Below are 15,725 nucleotides of genomic sequence, written 5' to 3' on the forward strand. Positions count from 1 at the left end.
GCCAGCCACAACCTGGCAGTCGCATCCAGCCGGAGCCATCCAATGCACGCCCAGCACTTCGTTGCCAACCGCCTGATCGCGCCGGACTCCGGCTTGCGCATCAAGGTATTCGACCCATCCAGCGGCGAGCCTTTCGCCGAAATCGCCCGCGGCAACGCGGTCGACATCAACGTGGCCGTGCACGCCGCGCGCCAGGCCGCCGACGGCGCCTGGGGCGCGATGGCGCCCGCCGAGCGCTCCCGCCTGCTCAACCGCGTGGCGCTGACGCTGATCGAGCACGAGGCCGAGCTCGCCGCGCTGGAAGCGCGCGATACCGGCAAGCCCCTGCGCCAGGCCACCGCCGACGCGCGCGCCGTGGCGCGCTACTTCGAGTTCTACGCGGGCGCGGTCGACAAGCTGCACGGCCAGACCATCCCCTACCAGCCCGGCTTTACCGTGCTGACCGTGCGCGAGCCGCATGGCGTGACCGGCCACATCATCCCGTGGAACTACCCGCTGCAGATCTTCGGGCGCAGCGTGGGCGCGGCGCTGGCCACGGGCAATGCCTGCGTGGTCAAGCCCGCCGAAGACGCCTGCCTGTCGCTGCTGCGCGTGGCGGAGCTGGCGGCCGAAGCTGGCCTGCCCGAGGGCGCGCTGAACATCGTCACCGGCTACGGCCATGAAGCCGGCGCCGCGCTGGCGCGCCACACCGGCATCAACCACATTTCCTTCACCGGCTCGCCGCAGACCGGCAAGCTGATCGCGCAGATGGCGGCCGAAAACCACGTGCCGGTCACGCTGGAGCTCGGCGGCAAGTCGCCCCAGATCGTCTTTGCCGATGCCGACATCGACGCGCTGGTGCCGGTCATCGTCAACGGCATCGTGCAAAACGCGGGCCAGACCTGCTCGGCCGGCAGCCGCGTGCTGGTGGAGCGCCCGCTTTACAACGCCGTGCTCGACCGCCTGGCCACGGTGTTCGAGTCCTTGCGCGTAGGGCCGTCGGAGCTGGACCTGGAATGCGGCCCGCTGATCAACCGCAAGCAGCAGCAGCGCGTCTGGGATTTCGTCTCCGATGCGCAGCACGCCGGCATTGCCGCCATGGCGCAAGGCCAGATCGTGGCGCAAGCGCCGGAGTCCGGCTATTACCAGGTGCCGATGCTGTTCCGCGACGTGCCGCCCACGCACCGGCTGGCGCAGGAGGAAGTGTTTGGCCCGCTGCTGGCCGCCACGCCGTTCGACACCGAGGCAGAAGCCATCGCGCTCGCCAACGGCACGCCCTATGGCCTGGTCGCCGGCATCTGGACCCGCGATGGCGCGCGCCAGCTGCGCCTGGCGCACAAGCTGCGCGCGGGCCAGGTCTTTATCAACAACTACGGTGCCGGCGGCGGGGTAGAGCTACCTTTTGGCGGCAGCGGGCAGTCAGGCTACGGCCGCGAGAAGGGCTTCGAAGCCCTGTACGGATTCACCACACTGAAAACCATCGCCATTCAACATGGGTAATATCAACTTCCTGTCCGTCGCCTTCGCCATTTTCTTCTTCTGGATGGCGTGGCACGTCAGAAACAAACGCGCCACCAACCCCTCGGCCATGCCGCGCCTGCAGGTCTTCAAGCGCAAATGGGGCGACACCGTGGGGGACCGCGTGCACTGGTGCCTCTACGTGGCGCTGCCATTCCTGCTCGCGCTGATGATGGTCGCCAACGCGCTGCGCGGCCGCGGCCCGTTCTCGCACTAAAGCATTGGCGCAGACATAGCAGACGTTTTTTCCGGCGCCGCATGCGGCAAGCGGCGCCGACCCAGCGGTATCGTGCAACCAGAAAAATAGATCCATGTAGATCTACAGATCCAAGAGGAGACAGCATGACAACAACCGCAGTACACTCCGGCGCCGCCGACCCCGCGTTCGAGGACGCCACCTACCGCAAGGTGACCTTGCGCCTGGTGCCGTTCCTTTTGCTTTGCTACGTGGTGGCATACCTGGACCGCGTCAACGTCGGCTTCGCCAAGCTGCAGATGCTCGGCGACCTGAAGTTCAGCGAGACCATCTATGGCCTCGGCGCGGGCATCTTCTTCATCGGCTACTTCCTGTTCGAAGTGCCCAGCAACGTGATCCTGCACAAGGTCGGCGCGCGCATCTGGATCGCGCGGATCATGATCACCTGGGGCGTGATCTCGGCGGCGATGATGTTCGTCACCACGCCGACCATGTTCTACGTGCTGCGCTTCCTGCTGGGGATCGCCGAGGCCGGCTTCTTCCCCGGCATCATCCTCTACCTGACCTACTGGTACCCGTCGCACCGGCGCGGGCGCACCACCACCTTCTTCATGACCGCGATCGCGCTCTCCGGCGTGATCGGTGGGCCGCTGTCGGGCTGGATGATGCAATCGTTCGACGGCCGCAACGGCTGGTCCGGCTGGCAATGGATGTTCCTGCTCGAAGGCATCCCGTCGGTGCTGGTTGGGCTGGTGGTGCTGGCCTACCTGGACGACCGCATCGTCCACGCCAAGTGGCTGAGCCACGAAGAGAAGGCCCTGCTCCAGCGCAACATCGCCGCCGAGGACATACACAAGGAAGACGCGCCGATCGGCAAGGTGCTGTCCAGCCCGCGCGTGTGGCTGATGAGCGCGATCTACTTCAGCTTCGTGATGGGCCTGTACGGCGTCAGCTTCTGGCTGCCCACCATCATCAAGCAGACCGGCGTGAAGAGCCCGCTGGACATCGGCCTGCTCACCGCCATCCCCTACGGCTGCGCGGTGGTCGGCATGGTGCTGGTGGCCTACAGCGCCGACCGCACCCGCGAACGCCGCTGGCATATCGCCGTTCCCGCGCTGCTGGGCGCAGTCGGCCTGGTGCTGTCAGTGCAATGGCACAACAATACCGTGCTGGCACTGCTCGGCCTCACGCTGGCCACCATCGGCATCCTGACCACCCTGCCGCTCTTCTGGAGCCTGCCGACGGCCTTCCTGGCTGGCACAGGCGCGGCCGCGGGGATCGCGCTGATCAATTCGCTGGGGAATCTTGCTGGGTTCATCAGCCCCTACGCCGTAGGCTGGCTGAAGGACCTGACGCAGAGCACGGACTCCGGGATGTACCTGCTGGCGGCGTGTCTGGTGGTGGGTGCGGCGTTGACACTGTCGGTGCCGGCGCGGATGGTGAACAAGTAGGAGATCAAGGGCCGGCGCCACAAGGTATGCCCGCCCTCTCCCCTGGCCCCTCTCCCACAAGTGGGAGAGGGGAGCAAACCAGCGGAAGAGTCAGAGCATCGATTCAGTGTAGCCGTGTGACCCGCCCCCAGGCGGGGAACACCCCAGCGCGATGCGAAGCGAGCCGTCAAGGTGTGCCAAGGCCGTATGGGGCGCCTCGGGATTCGGCGAAAAGAGCGGAAAAGAGGGACCCATGTCTGAGTATCGCCTTAAGGCGATGCGAGTTTGGGTCCCGGCCGCTCTTTTCGTCGAAGCCCGAGGGGGTAGTCGCCCCATCCGGCGCGCCTTCTTTGCCTACTTTCTTGGCAAGACAAGAAAGTAGGTCTCCGCCCCGAAGGGGTGGTGAAACAGCAGTTGCAGTTGCAGTTGCAGTCAACCACCCACCACCACCATCAATTCCCCGCATCCTCCCCCAGCATCTGCGCCACCGACCCCGCCATCCCAACCGCCCGCTCACCCAACAAATGCTGCAACGTAGTGAGCAACTCATCCTCGTTATACGGCTTACCCAAATAAACATTCACCCCGATCTCAGCCGCATAACGCCGATGCTTCTCCGCCGTGCGCGAAGTGATCATCACCAACGGCATATGCGCGGTCCGGCTATCCGCCCGCACATTGCGCGTCAGGTCAAAACCATCCATATGCGGCATCTCGATGTCGACCAGCATCGCGTCAGGCATCACCTCCTGCAACTGCCGCAACGCGTCCACACCATCGCGCGCCAGCACCACCTGGTAGCCGGCCCGCGTCAGCAAGCGATGCGTGACCTTGCGCACGGTCAGTGAGTCGTCGACCACCATGACGGTCGGCTGCGTGGCCAGCCCTTGCACCGGAGCCGCGCCGCCTTGCGAGAACTCGGCCACCGCACCCAGCGTCGGCTGCTGCGCTGGCTGGGGCAGATGCGGCAGAGCGGCAAGCTGCGGACGGGCCAGCTCGCCGCGCTCGCGCACGAAGCGCTGCGCCAGCACGACCGGGTTGTAGATCAGCACGATCTCGCCGTCACCAAGCGTGGTCGCGCCGGCAATGCCCTCGAGGCGTGCCAGGTGCGGGCCGATGTGCTTGACCACCACTTCGCGGTTGCCGATCACTTCGTCCACGTGCACGGCGATGCGCTCGACACCGCTGCGCACCACCACCACCGGCGAATACTTCTTGCCTGCGGCTACCGCCGGCGTTTCCTCCAGCAGCGTGCCGAGGTAGTGGAACGGCACGGCGCCGCCGGGCGCGTCGAGGCTGCCCTGGTTGTAGGCTTCAAGCAGGCCTTGCGAGCGCAGTTGCTGAACCTGGTCGATCATGCCGCTGGGGATGGCGAAGGGCCGCCCGCCCAGCGTGACCAGCAGCACTTGCGTAATGGCTGTCGTCAGCGGCAGGTGCACGGTAAAGCGGGTGCCCTGCCCGTATTGCGTGGCCAGCGCGATGCGCCCGCCCAGCGCCACCGTTTCAGCGCGCACCACGTCCATGCCGACACCGCGCCCCGCCAGCTCCGACACCGTATCCGCGGTGCTGAAGCCTGGGGCGAAGATCATCTCGGTGAGGCGGGCATCGCCCGCATCATCGTCCGGCGCCAGCAGCTCGCGCTCGATGGCGCGCGCGCGGATGCGCACGAGGTCCAGGCCGCCGCCATCGTCCACGAAGTGCAGCACCACCTCATTGCCTTCTTGCTGCACTTCCAGTGTGAGCGCGCCGGTGGCGGGCTTGCCCGCGGCGCGGCGCACGTCGGCGGACTCGATGCCGTGCACAACGGCATTGCGGATCAGGTGCTCGATCGGGCCGGCCATGCGGTCCAGCACGGAGCGGTCGACCTCTACGGTGCCGCCCTTGATCAGCAGGCGCACTTCCTTGCCGGTCTCGCTGGCGGCCTGGCGCGCCACGCGGTACAAACGCTCGGCCAGCGCGTCGAACTGCACCATGCGCGCCTGCATCAGGCTGCGCTGCAGGCCACGCGTGAGGCGGGCTTGCGCGTCGAGGTCGCCGGCGGCGCGATCGAAGCCGCGCTGCAGGTTTTGCTCGACGGTGGCCACGTCGTTGACCGACTCGGCCATCATCCGCGTCAGCTCCTGGAAACGCGTGAAGCGATCGAACTCGAGCGGATCGAACTCGACCGTGTGCTGGGCATCGGCAGTGCGCGAGGCCATCTGCGACTCGGCCTGGATCTCGATCTCGCGCAACTGGCCGCGCAAGCGCGCCACGTTGTCGTTGAGCTCGCCCAGGTAGCTGCGCATCGCGTCGAGCTCGCTCTCCAGCCGCGCGCGCGTCGCGCCGACTTCGCCGGCATCGGTGATCAGCGTATCAAGGGTGCGGGCCTGCACCCGCACCAGCGCGCGCTGGCGTTCGACGGCGTCGGTGGCGGGGGCCAGCGCAGCGCCCATTGCGGGCACCGGCAGGGATGCCCCCACCGGCCGCATAGGCGCACTGGGCAGCCACGGCTGCACCGTGGCGCTCGGCGGCGCGGCGTGGCTGGCAACACCAGCTTGTGGCGCGTCTTGCACAGGCGCAGGTGTGGGTGCGGCGGGTGCGGCCGGAACCGGCGCCTCGTCCGGCGCGCTGTTCTGCCCGGTCATGGTGTTGATCAGCTCGGGATCGTCCACCGGCAGCAGGCGGCCTGCCTGCAGCGCCTCGCTATGCGCGAGGATACGGTCGTACCAGGCGTACAGGCGCACGAACAGGAGCGGCCCCACGCGATCGGCGCGCACGGCGGCATCGAGCAGGGTTTCCATTTCGTGGGCGGCCTGGCCCAGCGCCATGGCGCCGGCCATCCGGGCGCTGCCCTTGAGCGTGTGCAGCGCGCGCAGGATCAGGCCGGCGTGGCTGGCATGCTCGCCATCGCCGCAGGCGGCCTCCCAGCCACGCAGCAGCTTGCCCAGCTCCGGCAAGCTGCCGTGCGCTTCTTCCAGGAAAATCTCGACGAGCGCCGGATCGGGGGCTTCCTCGGCGACCTCGGTGGCTTGCTCGTCCGGCGTATCCGTGACACCCGGGGCCGCTTGTGCTTGCACCGCATGCAGGGGCGTGACGGTGGCGTCGTGCAGCATGCCGGCATTGGCCGCGCCGGGCAGCTTGCCAAACAGCTGCGCAACCGGCGCGTCCTCGGCCTCGGCCAGCAGCTCCACCGCCGGCAGCGCCAGGCGCGGGCGCACCATGGCGCGCTCGCCAAGCTCCAGCAGGCTGCGGCAGAGCGCGTCATCGGCGGCAGGCCAGATGCCCGCGGCAAACTGGTGCAGCATGCCGCGCACGCGCTCCACCGCCTGCTCCAGCAAGCGGAAGTCACCCGGGTGCATCGCCACCGGGTGCGCGCCGAGCTGCAGCATCAGACGCTCAAGCGCCTCGGCAATGGCGCGTACCGGTTCCAGGCCGACCGTGGAAGCGCTGCCTTGCAAGGTATGCGCGACACGCAGCGCCAGCTCGCTCGGGCAGGGACGGCCCTCGTGGCGCCACTCGGAGAGATCGGTGGCGAACTGGCGGATGAGGTCGTCGGCTTCCTGCAGGTAGACGTTGTAAAGCGGCAGGCTGATGCGCACCGGGCCGATCAGCTTGAAGTGGTCGTTTTCCTCGGCTGGCGTGCTGGCAAAGCGGAAAGGAATGACCTTGGCATCCGCCGCCACCGTGTTGTCCACTTCGGCCTCGGCCGGGTGCTCTGCATCCTGCGCAGGGGGCTGGATACGTGGCACGGGTTCCAGCTCCATCACCGGTTGTGCTTCCAGCACCTGCTCGTCCTCGGGCTGCTCACCCGCGCGCACAGACTGCGCCGCGGCCAGCAGGCCCGTGGCATCGTGCGCGGCATGGGCATCGCCGCGCAGTGCGTTCACCCAACCAGACAGCTCATCGTGGGCACGCAGCAGCAAGTCCAGCAGGACCGGCGCCGGGGCGCGGGCCTCGGCAATCCAAAGGTTCATCACCTGCTCGATTGCCCAGGCTGCTTCGCCATAGCGATGCAGGCCGACCATCCGGCTGGATCCCTTGAGCGTATGAAAGGCGCGGCGCAGGCGGCTGATGGTATCGGCATCCGCCAGCGCGTGGAGGCCGCCGCCGAGATCATTGGCGACCTCGCCCAGCACTTCGACCGCTTCGGTCAGGAAGATGTCCAGCAGTTCGGCGTCGATGGCGGCGGTATCGGCCGCGGCGGGCATGGCTGCCGCTGGCGCGGGCGTGCCGGGCGCGCTGGCCGGCAGCGCCTCGGCCAGCGCCACCACCAGGCGCTCGGCCGCGCCGTGGGAGCCGGCGAGCCAGGCATTGAGCTGCGTGGTGGCTTCGCCGGCCTGGCGGCGCAGGCCAGCTGCGTCGTCGATGGCGGCCTGCTCGTTCATCGCCTGCAGCGCCGCGCGCAGCGCCTTCACTTCGGGCGCGTCAGCGGCCGCCGGATGGCGCATCGCCTCGTTGGCTGCCGCGCGCGCCTTGGCTAGCAGCGTCGCGTGGGAAACCGCGCCGCCCTGCTCGTCTTGCGCGGTAACGTCGACGGCATCGGCATGCGTGTCCGCTGATGCGGCACGGCCAAATGCCAGCGCATCGATAAAGGCATGCACAACACCCAGCTCGCCGGCAATCGCGGCAAGGTGGCCAGCGCGCTCGCTCACCGCGTCGGCGGCGCTGACAGGCTCGCCTGCAGCCTGCGTGGCGCGCGTGCCGGCAAGCCATTCCAGCGCTGGCATCACGCGCTCCAGCGCCGCCGCTACCGCAAGCGCATCGGCCTGCAAGGCTTCTGGCAGCGCGCCGGCCTCGCGCAAGCCAGCCAGCGTGCCGGCGAGTGCCGCGAACGCGCGTTCGGCGTCGCGCAGGTGCGCGCCGGCTTCAGCGCGGGTGGCATCGCGGTCATAGGCATCGAGCCAGGATTCGCCGCTGTCGAGGTGGCCGCGCAGTTGCGCCACTGCCGCCTCGCGCAGGCGTTGGGTGCGCGCCTGGTCCACCATCTGCGCGAGCCAGCGCGGCGCTTGCGCAGCGGGCTCGCCACGCTCATGCGCGCCAAGGTACAAGGTCAGTTCATCGCAACGCCGTGCGAACTCGGCCGCCGCCGCGTGCCCGGTGCTGCCATGCACGCGCCATGGCAGCGCCAGTGCCCGCCCCAGGAACAAGGCAATGGCGCTGGCGCCAAAGGGATCATCGGCACCAGGGCGGACCTGCAGCGCGGCATCCAGGCAGCGCAGCAGCGCCGGCTGGGCCAGCGGCTGCGCGGCTTCGGCCAGCACGGCGAGCGCGTTATGCCATTCACCGTGATCCGGGCCAGCGGCAGCGGCCCGCTCGAGCGCGGTGGCCGCCTGCTGCAGGTTGCGGGTGTCGATCGGGTCGAGCCAGCCGTAGTAGCGCACGCGGAAGTCGGCATGCACGGTGGCATGCGCCGCATCGATGCGGAAGGCTTGCAGGCATTCGCGAATGGCGGAGCGCAGCACCAGCACGGGCGCGCCCTGCGGTTCGTCCGCGGGCGGCGTTCCGCTGGTGGTGACCAGCAGGTACACGGCGTCGTTGAGCAAGGCTTGCGGCACCCGCACCTGGCCTTGCAGGTACTGGCGCAGCAGCAGGTGGGCACGCCCAGCCAGCCGCTTGGCCAGCAGGTCCGACGGCAGCAGGCCGTGGGCCAGCGCGCCGAACACCAGCGCCAGCACATGCCACACGCCGCGGTCTGGATGGTCGGTGGCCCGGCGCAGTTCCTGCTCGCTCGCGCGTACGTCTTCCAGCGCGGACTCCAGCGGCAGATAGGCCTCGTGCAACAGGCTCGGCTCGGCGCATGGCACCGGCAGGCGCAGCGCCTTGAGCAACGCCGCCTCGAAGCGCTGGCGCGCGCGCGTGACCGTGGAGGCCATGCGCATCGGCAGCAAGATGCCGGGCAGCATCTGCAGCTCGTCCACCCACAGGTCGGCGGGGTGCACGCGGTCTTCGCCAAGGCGGCCCAGCACGTCCGCATAGGAACAGAACAGCCGCACCGGATCTTCGTCGTCGCCAACCATCAGGTCGTCGACGTACTCGGCCAGCGCTTGCACGCCCAGGCGGAACGCGGCCAGCGTGCGGGCGTCGGCGGGCACGGCGCCGCCATCGATGCCTTCGAGCAGGCGGCGCAGCGCCTGGCAATACGGATCGACCCCGCGCAGGCCAACGATGTGCACCGCGCCGGCGGCCTGGTGCAGGTGCTGGCCGGCCAGGCGCAGCGAAGTGGTGTCGCGCGCGCCCAGCGCCTCGGGCGCCTGCTGCACTTCATCGACGTAATGGCCCAGCTCGGCCGCGGCGTCATCCAGCGCGGCGCGCAGGCTCGGCGCCAGCCAGGCCAGCACGGAAAGATCACGAGCTACCAGGGCGGCAGGCTTCCTGGCAGGGGCGGCCAGCTCGGCGGACAGGTCCGGCGAAGGGATCGGCGCCAGCGGATCCTGCACGGCCGGATCGGTGCCGGCGGCCTCGCGCGAGACAGGGAAATTCAATGACATGACTGCTTCCAATGCGTCCAATGCGGTGGCGCCGGTCCGTGGCCCGCATCCGCGCGGGCTCGCGTTGAACACCAATGCTGACTCGTATGCTGACTCGTCAGGCGATCTTGAATCGCAGCACCGAATTGCGCAGCTCTTCGGTCAGCAAGGTCAGCTGGCGCACCGAGAGTGCCGTCTGGCGCGTGCCGGACGAGGTCTGCTCGGTCACCTGCAGGATCCCTTCGATATTGCGTGCCACCGCGGTAGCCAGCCCCGCCTCATGCGAGGTGGTCTGGGAAATCTGCTCGATCAGCTCGGCGAGCTGGCGCGACACGCGGCCGATCTCCACCAGCGCGGCGCCGGCGTTGTCCGACAGCTTGGCCCCTTCCACCACGCCCTGCGTGCTGCGCTCCATGGCGTGCACCGCGTCCTGGGTGTCGGTCTGGATGGTGCGGATCAGCGCGCCGATCTGCTTGGTTGCCTCGCCGGAGCGCTCTGCCAGCCGCTGCACTTCTTCGGCCACCACCGAGAAGCCGCGCCCGGCTTCACCGGCCGATGCGGCCTGGATGGCGGCGTTCAGCGCCAGCACGTTGGTCTGCTCGGTAATGTCGGAAATCAGCTCGACGATTTCACCGATCTCCTGCGAGGATTCGCCCAGGCGCTTGATGCGCTTGGAGGTGTCCTGGATCTGCTCGCGGATGTCGTTCATGCCGACGATGGCGTTCTGCACCGCGTGCTGGCCCTGCTCGGCCGCGGCCAGCGAGGCGCGCGCCACGTTGGCGGATTCCGCCGCGCCGCGCGAGACCTGCGTGATGCGGTCCGCCATCTCCACCACCGATTCGCCGGTCTGGCGGATCTGGCGCGATTGCTCTTCCGAGGCGGCGACCAGCTCGGTCGAGGTGTCCTGCACCTGCCCCGATGCCTGCGTCACCTCGCCGGCGGTCTGCTGCACCCGGCCGACCAGTTCGCGCAGTTCTTCCACCGTGTAGTTCACCGAGTCGGCGATGGCGCCGGTGATGTCCTCGGTCACGGTGGCTTGTTTGGTCAGGTCGCCGTCGGCGATGTCCTGCAACTCGTTCATCAACTGCAAAATCGCCTTCTGGGTCGCGTCGTTGTTGCGCTTTTCATCCAGGCGGCGGGCTTCAGCCTCGCGCTCGCGGGCCTCGGCTTCGAGGGTACGGGCACGCGAGTCGCGCAGGTACAGCGCGGCCAGGCCGGCCAGGAACAGCAGCGTGAGCAAGGCCGAGACGATGGTGGCGCCCAGCGTCAGCGGGCGCACGCGCGCGCCTTGCGCATAAGCGGCCTGCAGCGCGGACAGCTCGCCGCGCAGTGCCTCGTTGTCGTTGAAGATCTGCTGCTGCGCGCGCTTGGCGGCGATCAGGCCGGGCAGGTTCTGCAGGATGGTCTGGGTGGTCTTCTGCACCGCGTCGAAACGTTGCGACAGTTGCTGCAGGTAGCCGCGGGTTTCAGCATCTCCCGCCGCCGACAGCCGCAGCGCTTCGCTGCCGTTCATCAGGCCATCCAGGGTTTCGCGGAAGGTATTGGTGTCCTTGCCGAGCAGGAACGCGGTTTCCGGGTTGACGCCTTCGCCCGCCAGGAACTCGTTGAGGTTCTTACCCAGGCGCTGCGTCAGCATCACCAGCTGCGCGGAGGCAGCCACCTCGCGCGCGTTGGCGCCGCTTTGCAACTTGATTGCCGCCACCTGCTCCGCGCTTTCCAGCAGTTCGGGGTTGGAGGCGTTGAAGATCTGCAGCGTCTGGCCAATGGTGGTCAGGGTGGGCTGCTGGGCCAGCACGTCACCGGCGCTCTTCTCGGTGCGCTGCCAGGACTCCATCGCTTTTTCCAGCAGCGGCGCGGCGGCTGCGCCGGTCGCGCGCACGTGCTTCGCATCGCTGCCGTCTTGCAGCGCCTGCAAGTCGCCCGCGAGCTCGCTCTTGGACTGGCGCAGCTGCGTGAACGCCTGCGCGTTGCCCAGCAGCGCCACCGGCACGGCCTTGGCCAGCCGCTGCGAGTGCATCAGCATGTCGCCGGCGATCTCGATCTGCGCCGCGCCGTTGTTGGCTTCGCGGTTATCGAAATACACCGATGCCAGCAGCGCCGCCAGCGACACCACCACGCCGGTGGTCAGCGCGCGCTGCTGGCTGGCAAACGGGATGCGGGACAGCCGGCCCGAGAGCGTCTCGGCCGGGGTGCTTCGCGTGCTGGGCGCGGCTGCGGCGTCTGCCGCCAGTTCGGCGGCACCGGCCGCCGGTGCCTGGCGACCCAGGCTGAACATCTTGAAACCCATAGCACCCTCTGTCCGTTATTTTTTGAATTTGATTTGTCGCCGTGCCGTTGCGCCGTTGCACCGTTGCGGCTTCGCATCCTTGCAAGCGGCGCCGCGCGGCGTTCAGGCAGCCTGCCGGCCCACCTGCAGGAAGGCCGGTGACGCCAGCAACCTGCGCACATCGAGCACCTGCCAGTCGCGCCCGTCGCGATCGGCAAAACGCGCCCCCTCCCAGTCTGGCGCTGCATCCTGCCCCGCCGGCGGCGCGTTCGCCGCTTCCACCGGCAACGACAGGTCGCCGGCATGGCGCAGCCCGATCACGCGCGTGGCCAGGATGCCGCAGGCACGCTCCACCTGGCGCGACAGCACCACGATCTTGCTGCCCGGCTGCAGCGCGGTGGCTCCCTCGCCGCAGAACAGGCCGAAATCGATCACGCCCAGCAGGCTGCCGCGCGCGTTCACCAGCCCGGTGTACCAGGACTGCGTGAGCGGCACGCGGCTGGGCTGGCGCATCTCCAGCACTTCGCCCGTCTCCGGCAACGGCAGCAGCCAGTGCCGCTGTCCCACCTGCAAGCCCAGGAAGCTGTCCACCGCCGGCAGGCTGCGCGCCTCGCGCAGCCGGCGGGCCAGCATGGCCTGGTAGTCCTGCAGCCGGGTCTGGCGGGCACGAAGATCCTGGCGCGGCGCGGTCATGGTCGGGTTCCGGTGAGAAGGCAAGGATGGGCTCGGATGCAAGCGGGCAGGAAACCGGCGCGCGGCTCAGTGCGCCAGCGCAGCGATCTTGGTCAGCAGTTCTTCGCCATCGACCGGCTTGACGACGTAGTCTGCCGCGCCCTGGCGCATGCCCCAGATGCGGTCGGTGTCCAGGCCCTTGCTGGTGCACATGATCACGGGGATGTCCTTGAAGCGGTCGTCGCGCTTGATCGCGCGGGTCGCCTGGTAGCCGTTCTGGCCGGGCATCACCACGTCCATCAGGATCAGGTCGAAGGGTTCCTTCTCGAGCCGGGCGAAGGCCTGTTCGCTATTGCCGGCCACCGAGACCTTGAAGCCCTTCTTGCCGAGCAGGTCGGACATGAACAGGGCTTCGGTGGGGGAGTCGTCGACGATAAGGATTTTGCTGATAGTCATGATGATTGGTATTCCTTGGATTGCGCTCAAGCCGGCAAGGGGCTGGCCACGGCAGCGGCACGTGGCACGCAGGCGTCTACCGCCTGCAGCAGCGACTCACGGGTAAAAGGCTTGGCGAGATGGTCTTGCGCGCCGACCAGGCGGCCGCGCGAACGGTCGAACACGCCGTCGCGGGAGGACAGCATGATCACCGGGATGGCATGGAACCGGGGGCTTTTCTTGATGAGGGCGCAGGTCTGGTAACCGTCCAGGCGCGGCATCAGGATGTCGCAGAAGATCAGGTCCGGATGCATGTCGCCGACCTTGGCGAGTGCCTCGAAGCCGTCTTCGGCCAGCAGCACCTGGCAGCCGGCCTGGGACAGGAAGATCTCGGCGGTGCGGCGAATGGTGCTGGAATCGTCAATGACGAGCACCTTGCGGCGCGCAGGCGCAGCAGCGCCGCTAGCGCCAGCGCCAGCTTCGACCGCGCCGCTGACCTCGGCGTTGACCCGAATACCTTCTTGTAGTTGAGCGACCCGCATCTCGTTCCCGCGACCAGCGTGTTTCCCTGACGGAAACGCCGGCATTCACTTGAGAACTTCCGCGCAAGGCAGCCTGGCCGCCCCGACGGACCCCCGAAACAAAACGATTTGATTCCCGAAAACACGCCGGCCGGAAAGCCCCGGTGCCCGGCAAACGGCGGCGCGTGGTACCCGCGCCTGCCGCGGTCCACCCCCCAAAGGGTGGATTTTCAAATTTGAAACAGAGTGTGACAAGTCGCCGTGGGGCCGTCAATCCGGAATCTCGGGCGGCCCCTGGCGATCTGTCGCATCGACGCGACGCGCCGCGGCGGGCTGAGGCCCCAAGCGGTGTCGTCACGGTCGCGTCATGGCGACGCATGGCCAGATCAAGCCATCCAGCCTGTGCTGGCTGGCGACGCGGCGGTGCTAGCGTTGCTGTTTAGCAACTCCAGCCAGCCTGGAGCATGTCAGAGCGCCACCATCTCGAAATCTTCCTTGCGCGCGCCGCATTCCGGGCAGGTCCAGTTGATGGGCACGTCTTCCCATTTGGTGCCGGGGGCAATGCCGTCTTCGGGCGCGCCGGTAGCTTCGTCGTAAATCCAGCCGCAGATCAGGCACATCCAGGTCTTGTATTCCATAACGGTCCAGTCACTCTCCATTAAAATTCAGGGCCAGATGGTACCGAATCGGCGCCGCCGGCGCCAGCCGGGCTAGCAGGATTCGGGCCAAATACGCCGTGTTCGCGCACGTTACCGCGTAAATGCCTCGCATTTGAGCCTTTTTGCCGGCATCTTCAAGGTAACTTGCTGCCTGTTAGAACGCGTTTCTCCCGCTTTTGATTTCACGCAAAGCCATGTCTCGTAACCAGCAGCTCTTCGACCGCGCACAGCAAACCATTCCGGGCGGCGTCAATTCGCCCGTGCGCGCCTTCCGCTCGGTGGGCGGCACGCCCCGCTTCATCACGCGCGCCGAAGGCGCTTACATGTGGGACGCCGACGGCCAGCGCTACATCGACTATATCGGCTCCTGGGGCCCGATGATCGTCGGCCATGCCCACCCCGAAGTGGTGCGCGCGGTGCAGGAGACCTCGGCCCACAGCTTCTCGTTCGGCGCGCCGACCGAGGCCGAGATCGAGATGGCCGAGGAAATCTGCAAGCTGGTGCCGTCGATCGAGCAGGTGCGCCTGGTTTCCTCCGGCACCGAGGCCACCATGAGCGCGCTGCGCCTGGCGCGCGGCTTCACCAAGCGCGACCTGATCGTGAAGTTCGAGGGCTGCTACCACGGCCATGCCGACAGCCTGCTGGTCAAGGCGGGTTCCGGCCTGCTGACCTTTGCCGACACCACCAAGAACGCGCCCTCCTCGGCCGGCGTGCCCGCCGACGTGACCAAGCACACCATGGTGCTGGAGTACAACAACGTCGAGCAGCTCGAGCAAGCCTTTATCAAGCACGCCGGTGAGATCGCCGCGGTGATCGTGGAGCCGGTGGCCGGCAACATGAACCTGGTGCGCGCAAGCGATGCGTTCCTGCAAGCCATGCGCTCGCTGTGCACCAAGCATGGCGCCGTGCTGATCTTCGACGAGGTGATGACCGGCTTTCGCGTAGCGCTGGGCGGCGCGCAGGCGCATTACGGCATCACGCCGGACCTGACCTGCCTGGGCAAGGTGATCGGCGGCGGCATGCCGGCGGCGGCCTTTGGCGGGCGGCGCGACATCATGGCCTGCCTGGCGCCGCTGGGCGCCGTGTACCAGGCCGGCACGCTGTCGGGCAACCCGCTGGCGGTGGCGGCCGGGCTGACCACCCTCAAGCTGATCCAGGCACCGGGCTTCCATGACCGCCTTGCCGCGCAAACCCGCAAGCTGGCCGACGGCCTGGCCGCGGCCGCGGCTGATGCCGGCGTGCCGTTCGCGGCGGATGCCATCGGCGGCATGTTCGGCCTGTACTTCCGCGAGGGCGTGCCGGGCAGCTTTGCTGAAGTCACGCAGTGCGATACCGCGCGCTTCAACCGCTTCTTCCACGCCATGCTGGATGCCGGCGTCTACCTGGCGCCGTCCGCCTTTGAGGCGGGCTTCGTCTCGGCGCAGCACGACGACGCGATCCTCGCCACTACCATCGAAGCCGCCCGCAAGGCTTTCGCGGCATGAGGGCTTGTGTTGTTGGTCATTGAACTGCACTTCAAGGTCAAAGGCTGAAAGTCAAAGGCAGTTTCACCTCCCCTGCGGGGAGGCGACCTACTTTCTTGTCTCGCCAAGAAAGTAGGCAA

At 67.9% G+C, this 15,725-nt stretch carries 10 protein-coding genes; 4 read left to right on the forward strand and 6 right to left on the reverse strand.

What is annotated here, in order from left to right:
* The first annotated feature begins 42 nt into the window (after positions 1-42).
* The 3 genes from AC1RQK_RS17060 (at position 43) to AC1RQK_RS17070 (ending at position 3,144) form a co-directional block, all read left to right on the forward strand.
* Positions 43-1,479 (forward strand): aldehyde dehydrogenase family protein, encoded by a 1,437-nt coding sequence (locus AC1RQK_RS17060; RefSeq protein WP_492809981.1) that lies wholly within the window; start codon positions 43-45, stop codon positions 1,477-1,479.
* Entirely contained in the window at positions 1,472-1,714 is a 243-nt protein-coding gene (locus AC1RQK_RS17065) for a hypothetical protein (RefSeq protein WP_006162792.1), read from the forward strand. The genes AC1RQK_RS17060 and AC1RQK_RS17065 overlap by 8 nt, the downstream gene beginning before the upstream one ends.
* A 125-nt stretch (positions 1,715-1,839) precedes the next feature.
* Positions 1,840-3,144, forward strand: a complete 1,305-nt coding sequence (locus tag AC1RQK_RS17070) for an MFS transporter (protein WP_492809983.1) — start codon at positions 1,840-1,842, stop codon at positions 3,142-3,144.
* Positions 3,145-3,575: 431 nt separating this feature from the next.
* On the opposite strand, the gene AC1RQK_RS17075 is transcribed toward AC1RQK_RS17070, so the two are convergent.
* From AC1RQK_RS17075 to AC1RQK_RS17100, 6 genes are all read right to left on the reverse strand, one after another.
* Entirely contained in the window at positions 3,576-9,590 is a 6,015-nt protein-coding gene (locus AC1RQK_RS17075; protein WP_492809985.1) for an Hpt domain-containing protein, read from the reverse strand.
* A 97-nt stretch (positions 9,591-9,687) separates the two neighbouring features.
* On the reverse strand, positions 9,688-11,856 hold the full coding sequence (locus tag AC1RQK_RS17080) for a methyl-accepting chemotaxis protein (RefSeq protein WP_492376600.1): 2,169 nt from the start codon (positions 11,854-11,856) through the stop codon (positions 9,688-9,690).
* A gap of 102 nt (positions 11,857-11,958) precedes the next feature.
* Entirely contained in the window at positions 11,959-12,528 is a 570-nt protein-coding gene (locus AC1RQK_RS17085; RefSeq protein ID WP_492387113.1) for a chemotaxis protein CheW, read from the reverse strand.
* Between the two features lie 66 nt (positions 12,529-12,594).
* On the reverse strand, positions 12,595-12,963 hold the full coding sequence (locus AC1RQK_RS17090) for a response regulator (RefSeq protein ID WP_043344417.1): 369 nt from the start codon (positions 12,961-12,963) through the stop codon (positions 12,595-12,597).
* Between the two features lie 26 nt (positions 12,964-12,989).
* Entirely contained in the window at positions 12,990-13,484 is a 495-nt protein-coding gene (locus tag AC1RQK_RS17095) for a response regulator (protein WP_006159033.1), read from the reverse strand.
* Between the two features lie 446 nt (positions 13,485-13,930).
* Complete coding sequence (locus tag AC1RQK_RS17100) at positions 13,931-14,101, reverse strand: rubredoxin (RefSeq protein WP_006159034.1); 171 nt, start codon at positions 14,099-14,101, stop codon at positions 13,931-13,933.
* 215 nt (positions 14,102-14,316) lie between these two features.
* Here AC1RQK_RS17100 and hemL point away from each other — a divergent pair, with 215 nt between their 5' ends.
* Positions 14,317-15,606: a glutamate-1-semialdehyde 2,1-aminomutase gene (hemL, locus tag AC1RQK_RS17105; RefSeq protein WP_492809989.1), complete on the forward strand. Its 1,290-nt coding sequence runs from the start codon at positions 14,317-14,319 to the stop codon at positions 15,604-15,606.
* The last annotated feature ends 119 nt before the right edge of the window (positions 15,607-15,725 follow it).

The organism is Cupriavidus sp. GW822-FHT02D05, from assembly GCF_058802485.1.

Bases quoted from the DNA above. Each gene is read 5' to 3' on its own strand.
- AC1RQK_RS17060 (WP_492809981.1), top strand. From the start codon at position 43: ATGCACGCCCAGCACTTCGTTGCCAACCGCCTGATCGCGCCGGACTCC.
- AC1RQK_RS17065 (WP_006162792.1), top strand. From the start codon at position 1,472: ATGGGTAATATCAACTTCCTGTCCGTCGCCTTCGCCATTTTCTTCTTC.
- AC1RQK_RS17070 (WP_492809983.1), top strand. From the start codon at position 1,840: ATGACAACAACCGCAGTACACTCCGGCGCCGCCGACCCCGCGTTCGAG.
- AC1RQK_RS17075 (WP_492809985.1), bottom strand. From the start codon at position 9,590: ATGTCATTGAATTTCCCTGTCTCGCGCGAGGCCGCCGGCACCGATCCG.
- AC1RQK_RS17080 (WP_492376600.1), bottom strand. From the start codon at position 11,856: ATGGGTTTCAAGATGTTCAGCCTGGGTCGCCAGGCACCGGCGGCCGGT.
- AC1RQK_RS17085 (WP_492387113.1), bottom strand. From the start codon at position 12,528: ATGACCGCGCCGCGCCAGGATCTTCGTGCCCGCCAGACCCGGCTGCAG.
- AC1RQK_RS17090 (WP_043344417.1), bottom strand. From the start codon at position 12,963: ATGACTATCAGCAAAATCCTTATCGTCGACGACTCCCCCACCGAAGCC.
- AC1RQK_RS17095 (WP_006159033.1), bottom strand. From the start codon at position 13,484: ATGCGGGTCGCTCAACTACAAGAAGGTATTCGGGTCAACGCCGAGGTC.
- AC1RQK_RS17100 (WP_006159034.1), bottom strand. From the start codon at position 14,101: ATGGAATACAAGACCTGGATGTGCCTGATCTGCGGCTGGATTTACGAC.
- hemL (WP_492809989.1), top strand. From the start codon at position 14,317: ATGTCTCGTAACCAGCAGCTCTTCGACCGCGCACAGCAAACCATTCCG.